We start from the raw sequence: 16,446 nt of genomic DNA, 5'->3' as shown, positions 1-16,446 counted from the left end.
GTGCTGTCAGGTGGCCTGGACTCCGGCGGCCTTGGCGGCCTCCGAGTCCGCTACGACAGTATCTCCGTCCTCGTCGATGCTGAGCGCGCCGGTCATGATGGCGACGACCTCGGCCATGGAGTAGTCGGAGGGCTTGATCAGGGCGGCACGCCGGCCCAGCCGGTGGACGTGGATGCGGTCGGCGATCTCGAAGACGTGGGGCATGTTGTGGCTGATCAGAACGACCGGCATGCCCTTGTCGCGGACTCGGCGGATGAGGTCCAGGACCTGGCCGGACTCCTTGACGCCGAGGGCGGCGGTCGGCTCGTCCATGACGACGACGCTGCGGGCCCAGGCGACGGAACGGGCGACCGCGACGGCCTGCCGCTGTCCGCCGGAGAGCGTCTCGACCGACTGCGTCAGCGAGCGCAGGCCGATCTTCAGGTCGGCCATGTGCTCGGCGGCCTCCTGGCGCATGCGCTTCTTGTCCAGCATGCGGAAGACACTGCCGAGAACGCCGGGACGGCGCAGCTCGCGCCCGAGGAACATGTTCGAGGCGATGTCCATGGAGGCGGCCACGGCGAGGTCCTGATACACCGTCTCGATGCCGTGGGCGCGGGCGCTTTGCGGACCGGAGAAGGTGATGGGCTTGCCGTCCAGACGTATCTCGCCCGCGTCGGGAACCACCGCGCCCGTGAGCGCCTTGATCAGGCTGGTCTTGCCTGCGCCGTTGTCGCCGATGACGGCGAGGACCTCTCCGGGCAGCAGGTCGAAGTCGGCGCCGTCGATGGCGGTGACCTGGCCGTACCGCTTGACCAGGCCGCGGGCCTGCAGCACGGGCGTGGGGGAGGAGGTGGCGGTCATCGGGCCTTCTTCCGGGAGAGCTGGTCGACGGTCACCGCGAGGATCACCAGGACTCCGGTGATCAGGGTCTGGTAGATGGAGGCGACGCCCATCAGCTGGAGACCGTTGCGGAACACGCCGACGATGAGGACGCCGATGAAGGTGCCCAGGACCGATCCGCGTCCGCCGAAGAGGCTGGTGCCGCCGAGGACCACGGCGGTGATGCTGTCGAGGTTGTCGGTCTGTCCGGCCTGCGGGTCGCCGACTCCGGTGCGGGAGATGAGCAGCAGGGCGGCGATGCCGTACAGCAGGCCCGCCACGGTGTAGATGCCGATGGTCAGGCGGGAGGTGCGGATGCCGTTGAGCCGGGCGGCCTCGGCGCTGTTGCCCAGGGCGTAGACGTGCCGGCCCCAGCCGGTGCTGCTCAGCGCGTAGGCGAGGAGGAGGAACAGGGCGATGGTGACCAGGGAGCCGTAGGTGATGTCGGTGTGGCCGAGCGGGAAGGTCTGCCCGAGGGCTGTCAGCGCACTGGGCAGGGTGGTGACCGTCTGCTCCTCGGAGTAGATGTGGGTCAGTGCGAACGCCACGTTGAGCATGCCGAGGGTGACGATGAACGGCGGCAGCGGGATCTTCTGCACCAGCAGTCCGTTGAGGAGGCCGAAGCCGCCGCAGACGACCAGGCCCAGAGCGATCGCGACAAGCGGTGGGACGGAGCCCTCGGCGGCCATCTTGGCGATCACGATGCTGCCGAAGGCCATCACCGCCCCGCACGACAGGTCGATGCCCGCGGTGAGGATGATCAGGGTCTGTCCGATGGCGAGGGTGCCGACGACCATGACCTGCTGCACGATCAGCGAGAAGTTTCCGCCGGTGAGGAACTGGTCGGTCGAGAGGGAGAAGAAGGCGCAGGCCAGGAGGAGGGCGACCAGGGGGCCGGTGGTCGGCGCCGTGAGCAGTCTGCGGGCCGTCGTCGGTGCTTTGAGCTCGGCGTACGGCGTGGTCGTGGCTGTCATGCGAAGTCCTTGTCGGAAGACAGATGTCCTTGTCGGAGGGCGAGGGCACAGGCCCCGCCGCCGGGACGATGGGGGGCGGTCGTCCCTGGTCGGGGAGGTGGGCCGACCGCCCCGCTGAGGGGAGTGACGGTGTGGGACTAGGAGGCGGCTCAGCCCCAGCAGTTCTCCAGGCCGTAGCCGGTGTCCTTCGACGTGACGCCGGCCTGCGCCTTGTCGGTGATCAGGGTGACGCCGGTGTCGGTGTAACCGGAGGCCTTCTTGCCGTCCTTGGCGTACGTCACGACGGCCTTGACGCCCTCGGCGGCCATCTTCAGCGGGTACTGCTGCGAAGTCGCGGCGATCTTGCCGTCCTTGACGGCCTGGGTGCCGGTGCAGCCGCCGTCGACGGAGACGATCAGCACGTCCTTCTCCCGGCCCTTGGCCTTCAGCGCGGTGTACGCGCCCAGGGCGGCCGGTTCGTTGATGGTGTAGACGACGTTGATGCCGGGTGCCTTCTGCAGGCAGTTCTCCATCGCGGTCTGGCCCTTGGCCTGGTCGCCGCCGGTGTCCTGGGCGCACACGACGTCCTTTTCGGTGGCGCCGAAGCCCTTCAGGAAACCGTTGTGGCGCTGGACGCCGACAGAGACGCCCGGCGCCAGGTCGAGGGCGGCTATCTTCGCCGTCTTGCCCTTCATGGCGGCCTTGGCGTACTCGCCGATCAGCTGGCCGGCCTTGAGGTTGTCGGTGGCGAAGAGGGCGTCGACCGCGCTTTCCGGCTCGGTCGGGGTGTCCAGGGCGATGACCAGGACACCCTTGGCGCGGGCCTTCTGAATGGCGGGCACGATCGCCTTGGAGTCGCTCGGGGTGATCAGGATGCCCTTCACCCCGGCGGCGACCATGTTCTCCATGGCGGTGACCTGCCCGGCGTTGTCCCCGTCGAACTTGCCTGCCGCGGTGGACAGTTGGGCGCCGTTCTCCTTGGCGGCCTTCTCCGCGCCCTCCTTCATCTTCACGAAGAACGGGTTGGTGTCGGTCTTCGTGATCAGACCGACCTTGACGCTGCCCGAGCCGGAGCCCGTGGAGCTCGAACCGGAGCCGGAACCGCAGGCCGTCAGAGTGAGGGCCGCGACGCCCGTGACCGCGGCGGCTCTGAGGAGGGAGGAGGACAGACGAGTGGTGCGAGACATGATCGACTCCTGTGGGATAGCGGGCGGCACGGGGTTGGGATCAGAGCGTGCCGCTCGGGGTGTCATCGTTGACTTATGTCATCGTTGACACCGCCTGGCGAGGATGATGGACTCCCCATCCCGGCAACGTCAATGCCTTCCACTCGTCACAAATCGGCAACGTCCGTAGCCGTCGTCTTCGCGTGGCAGGTCAGTGGCCGCGTCGCCGCGAGCCCCATGCCTGACCTTTCCGAGCCGTTCCTAGCCATTCCTAGCCGTTTCGAGCCTTCCCGAGAGAGAGCAGCCCATGAGCCCGCGTCAGATCACTGTTCTGGGAGAGTGCGTCGCGGACGCCTTCACCGAACCGGCCAACTCCTCGAACGAACTTGCTCTGCGGGTGCTGCCTGGTGGCGGACCGGCGAACACGGCGGTGGCGCTGGCCAGGCTGGGCGCGCCGGCCCGCTTCCTGGCGCGGCTGTCCGGCGATGTGTTCGGCCGCCTGTTCCGGGCCCACCTGGAGGCGTCCGGCGTCGATCTGTCGCACGCCGTCGCCGCCGCCGAGTCCAGCACACTGGCCGTGGCGGAGCTGGATGCCACCGGGCAGGCCGCGTTCTCGTTCCACGCGCAGAACACGGCCGACTGGCAGTGGACTCCAGAGGAACTGGCAGGGGTGGATCTGTCCGAAACGGCCTGTGTGCACACCGGGTCGCTGGCGTTGGTCCGTGAGCCCGGCGGGGCGGTGGTGGAGGAGTTCCTGTCAGCGGCGGCTCCGCGAGCCACGATCAGCATCGACCCCAACGTCCGGCCGCTGCTGGTGCGCCCCGAGGCCTACCGCGCCCGGCTGGCGCACTGGTGCGGCCTCGCCGACATCCTGCGCCTGAGCGAGGACGACCTGGAACTCCTCCTGCCGGGCACCCCGCCCGAGCAGGCGTGCGACATCTGGCACGCCGCAGGGGTGCGGCTCGTCGTGATCACGCGCGGCGCCGACGGCGCCCTGGCCTCGCTCGACGGCGAACGGCTGCGGGTGCCCGCGGTGGCCACGCGGGTGGTCGACACGGTCGGCGCGGGGGACTCCTTCACCGCCGGCCTGCTGCATCACCTCGGCGCCCGCGGACTCCTCGGTGGCCGGCTGGCCGATCTCGGTCTCGACGATGTCGCGGAAGCCTGCCGGTTCGGTGCCCGGGTCGCGGCCCTGACCTGCTCGGTCGCCGGTCCCAATCCGCCGTGGCGCAGCCAGTTGGCGCAGCTCACGACCGCCGGTGACGCGTGACGGGCGTCACCGTCAAGAACACCTTCAAGACCCCGCCGACCGGTCCGACCTGAAGGTCCGAGGACGGCACGCTGAAGCTGGACAAGGCCGTCGTCCGGCACCTCGACTCCGCCCACAACTGACGTCCACCACTGACGCCCACCACTGACGCCCACAACTGACAAGGACACAAGACCGTGAAGAAGACCCTGCTCGCCGAATTCACCGCCCGCGAGGGAGCGCAGGACGAGGTCGGCCGCCTGATCGGCGACTACGCTCTGAAAGTGCGCGAGGAAGAAGGCAACATCGCCTTCGACGTCTACACCAAGGCTGCCGACCCGCGCGCGTACTGGATCTTCGAGGTGTACCAGGACGAGGACGCCTTCCAGGCGCACCTGAACGCCCCGTACGGCGGCCCTTTCAACGCCGCCCTCATCCCGCTGATCGAAGAGGACGCTTCGGTGCTGACCTTCCTCGATCCGCTGGCGTGACGATGCCGGGGCCCGCATGTCCGGTCCCCGGCACACCACCTCTACGCCTGGGCACTAGGCCCTGTCGGCCGGGGACCGTCGGGCACTCGCCGACCGACTCCGGACACCTCCGAATGACGTCAGCCGATGCTCACGTCGTCGATGTAGCCCCGGTAGCCACCGGTGGCGCCGGCCCGGTCGTAGCCGAGCAGGATCTTGCTGATCGCATGCCCCGCTGTGGCCGTGCCGAGGTTCACTGTGACGTGGTTCCACGTGTCCAGCTCGAGGTGGCCGCACTGGTCGGCCGGATGGATGCCGGTCCTGGACTGGTCGGTGGCGCCGGAGTCCCGTAGGTTGCTGCCGTCGGTGAAGATCATGTCGATGGCGGCGCAGGTACTGTCGTCGGAGCCGGCGGCCACCCACGGAGTGGTGGCGTCGGACTGGGGGAAGATCCAGTAGCTCAGCGTCGTGTCACCGCGGACGGTGAGTGGTGAGCCGTTGAAGCCGTAGACCCGCATGTACGCGTTGTCGTAGGGCCCGCCGTTGGCGTAGCCCGAGTACATCAGCGAGGTGTTGCCGGTGTGAGCCTGTTCGCCGGTGCGTACGGCTGCCTGGGGGCCTGAGAGTCCGCAGCACAGCCCGGTGACGCCGTAGCTGCCTCCGCCGTTGGCGTCGACGGTGTTGGTCCAGGTCGGCTGGGTCTGTCCGTCCTCGAAGCCCGTGGAGAACGATCGGGTGGTCGAGGACGTGGCGGGCCGGGCCAGTTCGGAGTGGATGGTGGCCAGACTGGTTCCGGCCGGGGCGAGGTCGATGGTCTCGCCGACCGTGGTGTGCAGCTTGATCGTGGTGCCCGAGAGGGTTCCCTTGTGGACGCCGTCCGCGTAGTACTCCATGGTCTTGCCGGGCCAGGGGTTGGTGAAGGTGAGGTTCCCGCCGGACTGGCTGGTGATCCGGGCGTATTCCACGACGTTGTTCCGAATGCTGCTGGAGACCAGGAAGTTGCCGTAGGCGAGCAGGTCGCCGAACTTGGCGTTCGAGTCGGCGGGCCAGTTCGGGAAGACCTTGATGTCGTTCTGGAACGACTGCAGGAGCATCTCGTCGAGGCCCGAGGTGGTGACGTTGAGGTTCTCGACGCCACCGCCGTAGTGGTGCACCGCCATGTTCGGGTAGGAGTGGGTGGTGGCCTCGGCGTGCAGTTCGTCCATCAGCGTGCTGGGGTTGTAGCCGACCATCGCCGCGGCCGCGTACAAGGTGGCCGGGGAGTTGTCGCTGTGCCAGTTGTTCAGCTGCGTGACGGTGTTCCGCGCGGTCTGAAGCAGGTCGGCCGTGCTGTTCAGCCCGACCTGGAGGCCTGGGTAGACGGCCTGGACGGCGACGTCGTTGCCGTCGCTGACCCAGCCGGAGCCTTCGGAGGTCTGCCGGAAGACGGTCTGACCGTTTCTCGTCATCGTGGGCAGCGGGGCGAGGTGGCTGTCGATGTGCTGCCAGGTGGGGATGAGCGAGTGGTTGACGCCCAGGTCCCCGCTCATGTCGATCAGGCCCTGGAACAGCAGGTGCACCAGGCCGAGGGAGAGGATGCTGTTGGTCTGCGGATAGACGCCGCCCTCCTGCGGCGCGTCGTTCTCGATGTTGTACGTGCCCGTGGCCGCGTCCCAGGTCAGGTAGTTCTGCCAGAACAGTCCGACCTGTTCGAGGTAGGGCAGGACCTTGCGCGCGTAGGAGGCGCTGTGGGTGTACTCGTACTTCATGACCATGTCGCTGGCGAAGTTCACGGCGTCGGACTTCTGGTTGTACAGGTCGTCGGCGGCGCTGGTGCCGTTGGGTGAGATGCCCACGGGGTAGAGCACGCCCTTGTAGCCGGCCGCCGCGGCCTTTGCCTTGCCCTTGGGCATCCAGTCCAGGATCGGGTCGTCGTAGGAGCCCATCTGGGCGATGTGGTTGGTCGACATCGCCGAGTAGAACGCCGCTTCGTAGTTGTAGTTGGCGTGATAGTCGCCGTACCAGTTCATGTCCCCGGTGATCCAGTTGCCCCACAGGCCCGGGGCGTACTTCCCGGTGCGCGAGACCGAGCCGAGCAGGTAGAGGGAGCCGTACCAGCTCTTCTCGACGGCCTGGTCGGGGATCTGGACGAAGGACTTGGACCAGTAGCTCCGCCACCAGGACTCATGTGCTGCGTGCAGCTTCGCCAGCGATCCGCCCGTCAGCGAGGCAGCCATGGAGTGGGTGGTGGACCGGTAGCGGGACGTGTCGTGGCTGCTGTTGACTGCCGCGGCGACGGTGTACGTCACGCCGGGCTCGAGGGTCAGTCTCATTCGATTGCCCGACAGGCTCGCGGGTCTGCCCAGGGCGGTCGCCGCGATACGAGCTTGGGGGTTGCCCGGGGCGGAGACGGTGCCGGCCTGCACGTCGGCGTCAAGCACACCCCCCTTGGCCGACGTTGTCGGGGTCTTGCCGTGCCCGTCCTGCACGGTGACGGTCGCGGTCTGCGAGTGCGAGCCGGAAAGGCGCAGGGTGGTCACGAACAGGTTCTCGGTTGCCGAGACCCAGCTCGTCGACGAAAGCGTCTCGCCGCCGAGGGTGTAGGTGCCCTCCACCTGCGCCTGGGCGATGTTCTGCACGACGTGGTAGCGCGAGCCGGCCAGACCCGGAACGGACAGGACGATCCGGCCGAGCGGCTCGATGCCGTTGGTGGCGGTGGAGAAGAAGTCGTTCTTGCCGACATAGAAGGTCTGGTCGTCGATGGAGCCGCCGACCGCGACGCCGACGTCGCCGTTGCCCATCAAAGGGGCGTCGACGGTCCCGCCGTTCGTCAAGGTGGTGGGCGGAGAGTTCCATTCACCCTGGAACTGCGCCACCGTACGCAGGGCCTGAGGCGTGGTGGGATCGCTGACGATCTGCGCGGCGGCGGACGGGCCGCCTTGAACGGCAGTCAGGCCGATGGCCACAAGGGCCGAGGCCAGCAGAGTGCTGATGCGCCGCCGGTAGCGGAATATGGATGGCACTGTCGTGTGACCTTTCGTCTCAGACCGGAGGGGTGCGTTGTCCCCGCCTTTCTCGATCGGGCGTTTCAGGACGACCGGGTACGGCCGCGGCGTGGCTCACCGAGCGCCGTAGCGACCGGAGCCGTGGCGAGGTACGCCGCGCCGAGCAGTGCGGCCTCGGCCGGGTACTGCGCCGAGGTGATGACGATGCTTCCGGCGTGGGCCGGATCGGTTTCGGTGAGGCCCGCTCGCAGCGGTTCCGCCACGAGATCCCAGGCCCTCGCGATGGAACCGCCGACCACGAGAACCGTCGGCTCGAACGCCGCGAGCGGAGGCCCGAGCACCCTCCCCAGGGCGCCGAACGTCTCGGCGAACACGTCTGCGGCGGCCCGGTCCCCCTGACGCGCCCGCTGCGCGATCTCCCGGACATCGGGCGGCACTTCGCCCGTGGCAGCGGCATAGGCTCGCCGCAAGGCACGTCTGGAGACCGTCTCCTCGAGCGGCTTGTCCGCGTACCGCAGGGTGTGGACCCGCCCTTCAGACGGGACCCCGGGCCCGTGCTGCAGGACGCGACCGTCTCGCAGGAAGCAGGAGCCCACACCGGTGCCGAGGGTGATCCCGACGGCGGTGCGGTGCCCACGTGCCGCCCCGGCCCACCATTCGCCGAGCACGAACGCGTCCGCGTCGTTGCAGAAGCTGAGGTCGGCGACATCGGGCAGCGACGCCGTCAGCGCGGCCCGGAGATCGAAACCACGCAGCGCGTCGAACTTGCCGACCCCTTCGTACTGTCCGATGCCGCGTTCGTAGTCGAAGGGGCCGGGCACTGCGACAGCCCACCGGTTCGGGCTTTGCACGGGCAGGTGAGCAGCGCAGCGCACGAGGGCCGACAGTATGTCCGCGGCGCTGCCGTTGCCGTCCAACGCCTCACGGAACGCCCCGCCGAACCGGAGGCCACGGGTCTCGATGTCCACGCTCGCCGCGGTCACATGCGTGCCGCCGACCTCCATCACCGATACGACGGGCCTGCCGCCGGAATTCATCGCACCAGCGCTTTGACGTAGCGGACCGGGCCCCGGCCGAGGGCCCGCACGCGGTACGCACCGACTGACGCGGGTACGGTCAGTGTTTCGGCGTAGGCCAGTTCACAGCGGTGTCCGCCGCTGGTCTCCAGCAGGATCCCGTCGCCTTCCACGACGTTGACGACGTGAAACCGGTCGTCCGTTTCGTCGTTCACTTCGGCGCCCACCGCCAGTTCGAGTCGACGGACCTCGAAGAACATCTCCGGGAGGCGGCCGATGACGTCCTCGCGCCAGCCGTCACCCGAGCGCAGCGTCCGCGGTTTTTGGACCAGGTCCCTGGCCACGGCCTCCCCTGACCGGGCGGGGTCGAGGTTCTCGAACGCGTGGCCGACGTGGACGGGCCGCTGTCTTCCTGCGCGGTCTTCGCGCAGCCAGTCGTAGAAGCGGAGGCTGTAGAGGTAGGGCGTCGCGCTGATCTCGAGTACGACACTGCCCTCGCCACTGCCGTGCGGCGTGCCGCCCGGGATGAGGAAGAGCTGATGCCGGTCGGTGAGGAAGGTCTGGACGTAGCGTTCGATGTCGAACGGCACGCCCTCATGGACCGCTCGGTCCGCCTCGCGGCGGAAAGCCTCCAGGTCGGCGTCCTGGCGCAGGCCCAGGAACACCTGCCGGCCCGGCCCGGCGACCATCATGTAGTACGTCTCGTGCTGGGTGTAGGGCCAGCCGAAGACCCGCCGCATGTAGTCCGATTGCGGGTGGCAGTGGACGGACAGGTTTCCGCCGCCGACGGTGTCGAGGTAGTCGAAGCGGATCGGGAACGATGTGCCGAACATCGCGTGCGCGGATTCGCCGAGGATCTCCTCGGGGTGCCGAGCGACCAGCGCCTGCAGCGGGACCTCGACGCGCGCGCCGTCCGGCGTGCCGACGAGGATTCCGCTCTCCGGCGCGATGAGCTCGTAGCCCAGCGCCGTGTTGGATGCCTCGCGGTTGAAGCCGAGCTGTTCCTGGGCCCAGTGCCCGCCCCAGGAGGTGGTGTTGAAGGTGGGGCGGGTGCGGAAGGGCCGCCCGGCCAGGACGGCGAGGGCGTCGCGCAGGGCAGGGCCGTCCAGCCAGGTGGGTGCCTGCGGGTCCTGGGTGTCCAGCCACCGGCCGACGCCGGTGACGAGGGTGTCGCGGTGCCGGTCCAGGACGGGCCAGTCGATGTAGAACAGCCGGCGTGTGGTGCCCGCCCCGGTACCGGCCGGCTGCCCCAGATTGCGGCCGGTGCCACCGGTGATCTGGGCCTCGGCATAGCGTTTGGGCAGGTCCGCGTACCAGAGCAGGTCGTACGACACCAGGGCCGCCCCCGGCCCGAAGACGACGGTGACACCGCCGGCCGGAGCCTCGGGCTCGGGCAGGGCGGTGAAGAAGTCGGCGAGCCCGGCCCGGGACAGCGGGGCGAAGTCCGGGTCGTCCTCCAGCACCGCGGACGCGGTGAGGTTGAGGATGTCGGGCCAGGGCGCGAAGTGCTCGCGCATGTCGATCTGCTTCACCGCGATGTCGCGGGCGGCCAGCGCGTCGCGGATGCCGGCGGTGACCGTCTCCCAGTCGACGGCGACCGGACCGTCGACGGCGAGGACCAGCCCCGGCGCGAGGTCGGTGACCGGCTCCCGGTATCCGGCGCCGACCTCTCCTGTGATGCTGTGGCAGGGTTCGGCTTCGTAGCCACGAACTGCCGGCATGACGATGTCAGCCTTTCTGTGGGTCTTTTCATGGGTGCGACCCGGGTCGCTCAGACGACCGGGCCGAGATGCGTGAGCGTCCCGGCGCCCTCGACGGACAGGGCGGTGGGCAGCCTGACGGGGCCACCGGTCGTGAACGTGGGGTTGATGTCGAACAGCGCGGAGAGCACCGCCTCGGCACCGGCCGCGCCCGCGATGTTGTCGCGGGCGGCGGTGCCGCGTTCGGCCACCTGGGCCCGGTGCTGTCCGTCTGGGCCGGTGACGATCTCCATGGCCTGCCCCCACAGCCCGCCCGAGGCGGCGGAGGAGAGATCGCGCAGCAGAGCGATCGCCCGGTCGCGGTGACCGAGGCGGGCCAGGCCATGGGCGGTGACGCCGGGCCAGGCGGCGAAGGCGCCGGCCGCGCCGTGGTCGGGACGGTCGGAGGCGGCGGCGATCGGATCGTCGGGACTCAGCGCCCGCATCCAGCCGCCCACCAGCAGACGGCCGGTGACGAAGTCGGCCATCTCCCGCCGTATCCGGTCCGGGAGTTCGCGGTGGAGGGCCGCCGCGACCAGAGCGAAGTCCAGGCAGTGCCCGATCGTGTCGGTCCCGTCCGGGCGGAGTATCCGCCAGCGGCCCGATCCGGCGTACAAGTCCAGCAGCGCGTCGGCCAGTTGACCGGCCTCGGCCTCGGCCCGCTCGGCGTCCTCGAGGCGGCCGAGCCGCCGGTACAGCGCGGCCAGCGAGCGCGTCGAGGCGACATAGGCGCCGTTGAAAGAGGCGACGACACCGGTGTAGGTCGGCACGCACTCCAGCAGCTGCCAGGGATCGTCACCGAAGTCGGCCAGCACGCCCCCGGTGGCCGGGTTCCGTCGCTCGCGCCACCCCAGCCCGAGCCGCTCCAGGTGGGCGAGCACGGTCGTTCCGTCCCTCGCCCCGCCCGTCGACTCGTCGAGGAAGGCTAGGTCGTCGGTGACGCAGACGTAGTGCTCGATGAGCCGGAACAGGGCATAGTCCGTGGAGCTGTAGGCGTTGCCCAGGGGCCCGCCGCCGAGGTTCTCGACACCGAAGGAGTCACGGTAGGGGCCGGCCAGGACCCGCAGCAGCCAGGAGCGCAGTCCGGCCGGTTCCAGCAGGGCGTACAGGCGGCTCCACTCGCAGTGGTCCCAGAAGTAGGTGGTGGTCGGACCGAGCCGGGGGCCGCCGGTGAGGAACACCGGTTCGCCGGGCCGGATGCGGGTGTTGCGCTGGTACAGCGTCTGAAGGGCCCCCATGTAGTAGGTGCGCGCGAGTCCGGGATCCTCGGTGGTGAACGTCGGCAGGTGCCCGGAGAAGTCGGGATTGCCCGGGGTGAACATGTTGGCCCACAGCCGCCGCCAGCCGTCCTGCCCGGCCTTCGCCGTCGCCTCGAAGTCCGCCGCGGCGGTACGGGCCTGTACCGAGACGGCGTCGGAGTCGGTTCCGTACGCGCAGGCGATCTTGATGGTCACGCTCCGGCCGGGCCCGATCCGGCGGGTCCACGTCGCCCGGCCGCCGGTGCCCTCGGCCCGGAGTTCGGCGGGCGGTCCGGCGAAGGTGTAGACGGCGCGCGCCGGTGATCGGGAGTCCGCGAAGGCGACCGTGCCGTCCTCGATGCGGGACACCCAGCGGTGCGACTCGGTCCAGTGCCGGGTACGGGCGATCTCGGCACCCGCGAGACGCATCACCACCTGGTCGGCCTCCACCTGTATACGGACGCGATGCCAGGCCCCGATGGCGAGTTCGGGATCGGTGAACTCCCGCTCTCCCGTGATGCCGAGCCACAACCGGCCGTCCGCGACACCGATCTGCAGCGAGTCGGGGTGGTTGCCGTGGGTGAGTACCGTCCCGGACTGCCCCGCCTCGTCGAGCCGCAGCTCGAGGCTGATCGTCAGGCCGGGCGAGAGCGCGAAGGGGTCCAGAGCCGTCTCGCCGTCGGGCGTCAACGCGGTCGGCTCGTCGGCCCGCAGGGTCACCTCGCCGTCGGCCCCCGCCACCCGCAGTCCGCGCACGGCTCCGGCCACGCCGACCCGCGGCTCCGGCTCCTTGTCGTGGCTGACGTGCGCCGGGAGCGCGTCGTCCAGGAGCATCGGGCCGTGGTCCTCGTCGCGCTGGATCCCCGGAATGCGGGGCTTGCCGAGACGGAGGCGCCGGGGCGCGGGTGACAGCAGGTAGTGCGGCTCGCCTCCGCCCGTGGTGGCCCGGATGCGCTCCAGTGCCATGAAGTCGTGGTGCATGCCGTGGTTCCACGGGCCGTCGTAGAGCCAGCCGTAGCCGACCTCGGAGTGGGCGACCATGGCGAAGAGGTCCTGGGCCAGCTCGACCGTTCTGGCCTTGTCGCTCTCGTTGGTGACCGTGATCCGCCACTGGAGCAGGTCCCGGGACAGTGCCATCCGGGTGTCGGTGGTGAGCAGCAGCCCGTCTTGGCGGCGGTGCTCGCGCAGTACGCCCCACGGCTTCCACAGGAAGCGCTGTGCGGCCGGGACCCGGCCGTCCACGTGCAGCTCACCGGTGTGGTAGCCGAATGTGAACGGCGGGGCGGCCAGCCAGGACAAGGAGGTCAGGTCGTGGTTGACGTGGGCCTGGCCCTGTTGGTTGCGCAGGGAGGGCAGGTGCGCGATCTCGTCCGAGCCGGCCCAGTGCCCGGCGACATCCTCCAGGTCCGGAACGCCCTTCCTGCCGATGTCCACGCTGTGGGCGGCGGTTTCGATGGTCACTTGGTCGCTCCCGAGGTCAGTCCGGCGATGAACTGCTTCTGCAACGTGAGGTAGCCGGCGACGGGAACGACCGCCGCCAGGAGCATCACGCCGAACAACTGGGCGTAATTGGTGGAGAACTGACCGACCGACAGATAGATCCCCGTGGTGATCGTCTGGCCGTGCAGCGGGCCGAGGATGAACTGCGGATTCATGAAGTCGTTCCAGATCCACAGCGACAGGAAGATCGCGACGGTCGCGGTGGCCGGGCGCAGCAGCGGCATGACGATCGTCCACCACACCCGCAGGCTCCCGGCGCCGTCCACGGTCGCGGCCTCGATGATCTCGCCGGGGATCGACCGCAGGAAGCCGGAGTAGACGAACACCGCGAACGACAGATAGCCGCCGCCGACGTTGGCCAGGACCAGCCCCGGATAGGTGTGGTCCAGGTGCAGGAAGGCCAGGATGCGGATGGTGGGCAGCAGCACCACCGCGGGCGGGATCATCAGGCCGGCGGCGAAACCCGCCAGGACGATCCGGCGCAGACGGGCCGAGCGGCGCGACAGCCAGAAACTCAGGGCCGCGCCCAGCGGGATGATCAGCAGGACCGAGGCGACGACGGTGACCGCGGAGTTGGTCAGCCCGATCTGGACGATCCGGTCGGGCCGGGCGAGGGCGTCCGTCAGGTTGTGCGTGGTCGGGGGAGCGGGGGGAGCCGCCGGATCGCGGACGATCTGGGCCTGCGTCTTGAAGGCGTTGACGAGGGTGAGATAGACGGGGCTGACGAAGGCCAGCGTGAGCAGACCGGCTGCCACGAGGTGTCCCCGGGCGCCCCAGGCACGCCGGTGCCCGCGCGGCGCGGGTCCGGATCGCGGCGCTGCCGTGCGCCTCTGGGCCAGGGGCCGTTGCGGTGTCGAGGTGCTCACAGGTCCACCTCCCGGCGGCGCAGCAGGGCGGTCACGGACAGCGCGATGGCGGTGGAGACGACGAGAAGGAGCATCGCGACGGCCGAGGCGTAGCCGTAGCGGTCGTCCGTGAAGGCGAGCTGGATGATGTAAAGGGCGGTGGACTGTGTGGAGTTGGCCGGGCCGCCGGAGGTGAGCACCGCGATGATGTCGTACAGCTTCAGCATCGTGATCAGCGAGATGGTGACGCTGATGGTGGTGCCCGGGGCCAGCATCGGGAACGTGATCCGCCGGAACCGCTGCCACCGGTCGGCTCCGTCGACCATCGCGGCCTGGTACAGCTCGCCGGGGATCGACTGCAGCGCGGCCAGATGGACGACGGTGGTGAACCCCGTCAGCACCCAGGCCGCGACGAGACCGACGGACAGGACGGCCAGGTGCGGACTGCCCAGCCAGGTGATCGGCTTGTCGATGACGCCCAGGGAGAGCAGGACGTTGTCGAGGATGCCGTCGCGGGCCAGGATGTAGCGCCAGACGTAGCCGACGATGACACCGGACAGCACCTGCGGCAGGAACGCGACGGTGCGCATCATCCTGAAGCTCAGCGATGTCTTGTTGAGGAGCATCGCGAAGGCGATGCCGGCGGCGTTGGCGGCGATCGTCACCGTGCCGGCCAGCAGGAGTGTGAAGCCGACGCTTTCGGCCAGGGCGCTGTCGTGCGCCATCTCCGTGTAGTTGGACAGGCCGACGAAGTCGGCCCGCGCCAGCAGCGGGTTCTCGTTCGTGAGGCTCTTCCAGGCGCTCATGATGACGGGAACGACGATGAACAGGACGTACAGGCCCAGCGCGGCGAACGCGATGGAGCCCAGGGCGGTGTCGCCGCGGCGTGGGCGGGCTCGGGTGGTCACGGCTCGGGTGGACATGGTTCTTCCCTCGAAGGAGATCTGCGGCGGCCGGAGCCGCTGAGGCGGGACCGGCGGAGCGGCTTACTTGGTCGCCGAGTCCCAGGCGGCGTCCAGCTTGGCCAGCTGCCCGTCGACGTCGTTCGACGAGAACAGCGCCTGACTGGCCGCGTAGAAGGCGTTGTTGAGCCCGGAGGGCATGGAGTCGTCGTTGGTCGCCCAGCCGAACGCCGAGACCTTCGTGTTCTTTTGAGTGACGTAGGAGTAGGAGTCCTTGAAGACCTTGGTGACGTTCACGCCGTAGTCGTCCAGGGTCTTGCCCTTGAGCATCGGGAACGCGCCGTCACCCTCGATCAGCGCCTTGTAGTTGGCCGGGTCCAGCGACCAGGCCTCGGCGAACGCGGTCGCCTTGGCGGGGTCTTTCGTCTTGGCGCTGATGGCCATGGAGCCGCCCACCGAGAACGGCACCACGAGCGACCCGTCCTCGGTCGGGGTGAGAAACGCGCCGAAGTCGTCGGCGTGGTCCTTCGGCACCGAACCGAGGAACCAACTGCCCATCATGTACATCGCGGTCTTGCCGGAGGTGAAGTTCGTGATGGAGTCGGCGTACTTGACGCCCAGGGCTCCGTCCTCGAAGTAGCCGTTCTTCACCATCGTCCGGTACTTGCCCACCGCCGCCTTGACGTTGGCGTCGGTGAAATGGACCTTGCCCGCGTAGCGTTCCTGGAGCCAGTTCGGGTCTTTGCCGAGCACGTCGGCGGAGAGGATGCCGACCAGCGGCATCGACGCCGAGAACGGATCACCGCCGCCCAGCTCGACGGGGGTGATGCCGGCGGCCTTGAGCTTGGCGCACACGGCCATGAACTCGGGCCACGTCTTCGGGGCCGCGGCGATGTGAGCCTTGGCGAAGAGCTTCTTGTTGTAGAAGACCTCGGGGATGATCTGCGAGTTGGTCGGCGGGATGTAGACCTTGCCCTTGTAGGCGTTGCCCTGGGGCAGCAGGAAGTTGGCGTCCACCCACTTCTGGTCGTACGGCTTGAGCAGCCCGGCCGTGGCGAACGTCGACGGGGTGATCGACTGGAGCAGATCCGGGAACTGCCCGGACGCCTGCAACTGCTTGGCGTATGCGTCCCGGTCCGTGCTGGGCGCGACGATCTTCTTCACCGCGACGCCCGGGACCTTCTTCTCGGCGCCCGCGATCGAGGTGTTCCAGAACGTCGCGGTCAGGCTGGGGGTCTCGAAGGTGAGGTAGGTCAGGGTGCTGCCACCCTTCCCGCTTCCGGTCGACGCGGCGGAGCATCCGGTCAGGGCGAGCGCCGCGGCGAGGCAGACAACGGTCGGACGTTTGCGCCTCATGGAGGTCTCCTGGAGGGACGATGCGGCCCGATGGATGGGGCGGACCGGACGGGATCGACGCCGCGGCATCCTTCGAGATAACGTTATCCCGAGGATAGAAGCGTGTTGCGGGAATGTGTCAAGGGCCGGTCTGATATCGGTCCGATGTTTCGAGGAGGAGCTGCCGG

Annotated in this window: 12 protein-coding genes; 2 read left to right on the top strand and 10 right to left on the bottom strand. The window is 69.0% G+C overall.

Annotated elements, in window-relative coordinates:
* Positions 1-6: 6 nt before the first annotated feature.
* From OG568_RS03800 to OG568_RS03790, 3 genes are all read right to left on the bottom strand, one after another.
* The gene (locus OG568_RS03800; RefSeq protein WP_266633204.1) at positions 7-843 is read right to left on the bottom strand and encodes an ATP-binding cassette domain-containing protein; all 837 of its coding nucleotides are present in this window, start codon (positions 841-843) and stop codon (positions 7-9) included.
* A complete protein-coding gene (locus OG568_RS03795; RefSeq protein ID WP_266589394.1) occupies positions 840-1,835 on the bottom strand; it encodes an ABC transporter permease in 996 nt (331 codons plus the stop codon). Before OG568_RS03795 ends, OG568_RS03800 begins: the two co-directional genes overlap by 4 nt.
* 149 nt (positions 1,836-1,984) lie before the next feature.
* Complete coding sequence (locus OG568_RS03790) at positions 1,985-3,001, bottom strand: sugar ABC transporter substrate-binding protein (RefSeq protein ID WP_266424821.1); 1,017 nt, start codon at positions 2,999-3,001, stop codon at positions 1,985-1,987.
* 286 nt (positions 3,002-3,287) lie between these two features.
* Between OG568_RS03790 and OG568_RS03785 the strand changes: the two genes are divergently transcribed.
* Both OG568_RS03785 and OG568_RS03780 read left to right on the top strand, forming a co-directional pair.
* On the top strand, positions 3,288-4,250 hold the full coding sequence (locus tag OG568_RS03785) for a carbohydrate kinase family protein (RefSeq protein WP_329530261.1): 963 nt from the start codon (positions 3,288-3,290) through the stop codon (positions 4,248-4,250).
* Between the two features lie 176 nt (positions 4,251-4,426).
* Positions 4,427-4,720 carry a putative quinol monooxygenase gene (locus tag OG568_RS03780; protein ID WP_329360670.1) on the top strand — a complete coding sequence of 98 codons (294 nt, stop codon included), beginning with the start codon at positions 4,427-4,429 and terminating at the stop codon, positions 4,718-4,720.
* Between the two features lie 119 nt (positions 4,721-4,839).
* Here the strand turns inward: OG568_RS03780 and OG568_RS03775 are convergent, their stop codons facing one another.
* The 7 genes from OG568_RS03775 to OG568_RS03745 all read right to left on the bottom strand — a co-directional run bounded on the left by OG568_RS03775 (position 4,840) and on the right by OG568_RS03745 (position 16,279).
* Positions 4,840-7,701 carry a glycosyl hydrolase family 95 catalytic domain-containing protein gene (locus tag OG568_RS03775; RefSeq protein ID WP_329530260.1) on the bottom strand — a complete coding sequence of 954 codons (2,862 nt, stop codon included), beginning with the start codon at positions 7,699-7,701 and terminating at the stop codon, positions 4,840-4,842.
* Positions 7,702-7,766: 65 nt separating this feature from the next.
* Positions 7,767-8,720: an ROK family protein gene (locus OG568_RS03770; RefSeq protein WP_329530259.1), complete on the bottom strand. Its 954-nt coding sequence runs from the start codon at positions 8,718-8,720 to the stop codon at positions 7,767-7,769.
* Positions 8,717-10,420, bottom strand: a complete 1,704-nt coding sequence (locus OG568_RS03765; protein WP_329530258.1) for a class I mannose-6-phosphate isomerase — start codon at positions 10,418-10,420, stop codon at positions 8,717-8,719. Before OG568_RS03765 ends, OG568_RS03770 begins: the two co-directional genes overlap by 4 nt.
* A gap of 50 nt (positions 10,421-10,470) precedes the next feature.
* On the bottom strand, positions 10,471-13,137 hold the full coding sequence (locus OG568_RS03760; protein WP_329530257.1) for a hypothetical protein: 2,667 nt from the start codon (positions 13,135-13,137) through the stop codon (positions 10,471-10,473).
* Positions 13,134-13,931 (bottom strand): carbohydrate ABC transporter permease, encoded by a 798-nt coding sequence (locus tag OG568_RS03755; RefSeq protein WP_329530256.1) that lies wholly within the window; start codon positions 13,929-13,931, stop codon positions 13,134-13,136. The genes OG568_RS03760 and OG568_RS03755 overlap by 4 nt, the downstream gene beginning before the upstream one ends.
* 107 nt (positions 13,932-14,038) lie before the next feature.
* A complete protein-coding gene (locus tag OG568_RS03750; RefSeq protein ID WP_329530255.1) occupies positions 14,039-14,944 on the bottom strand; it encodes a carbohydrate ABC transporter permease in 906 nt (301 codons plus the stop codon).
* A 63-nt stretch (positions 14,945-15,007) separates the two neighbouring features.
* Positions 15,008-16,279, bottom strand: a complete 1,272-nt coding sequence (locus OG568_RS03745) for an ABC transporter substrate-binding protein (protein ID WP_329530254.1) — start codon at positions 16,277-16,279, stop codon at positions 15,008-15,010.
* Positions 16,280-16,446: the final 167 nt, after the last annotated feature.

This window comes from Streptomyces sp. NBC_01450, assembly GCF_036227505.1.
GTDB lineage: Bacteria > Actinomycetota > Actinomycetes > Streptomycetales > Streptomycetaceae > Streptomyces.
This window is presented reverse-complemented; position numbering and strand designations above follow the sequence as displayed.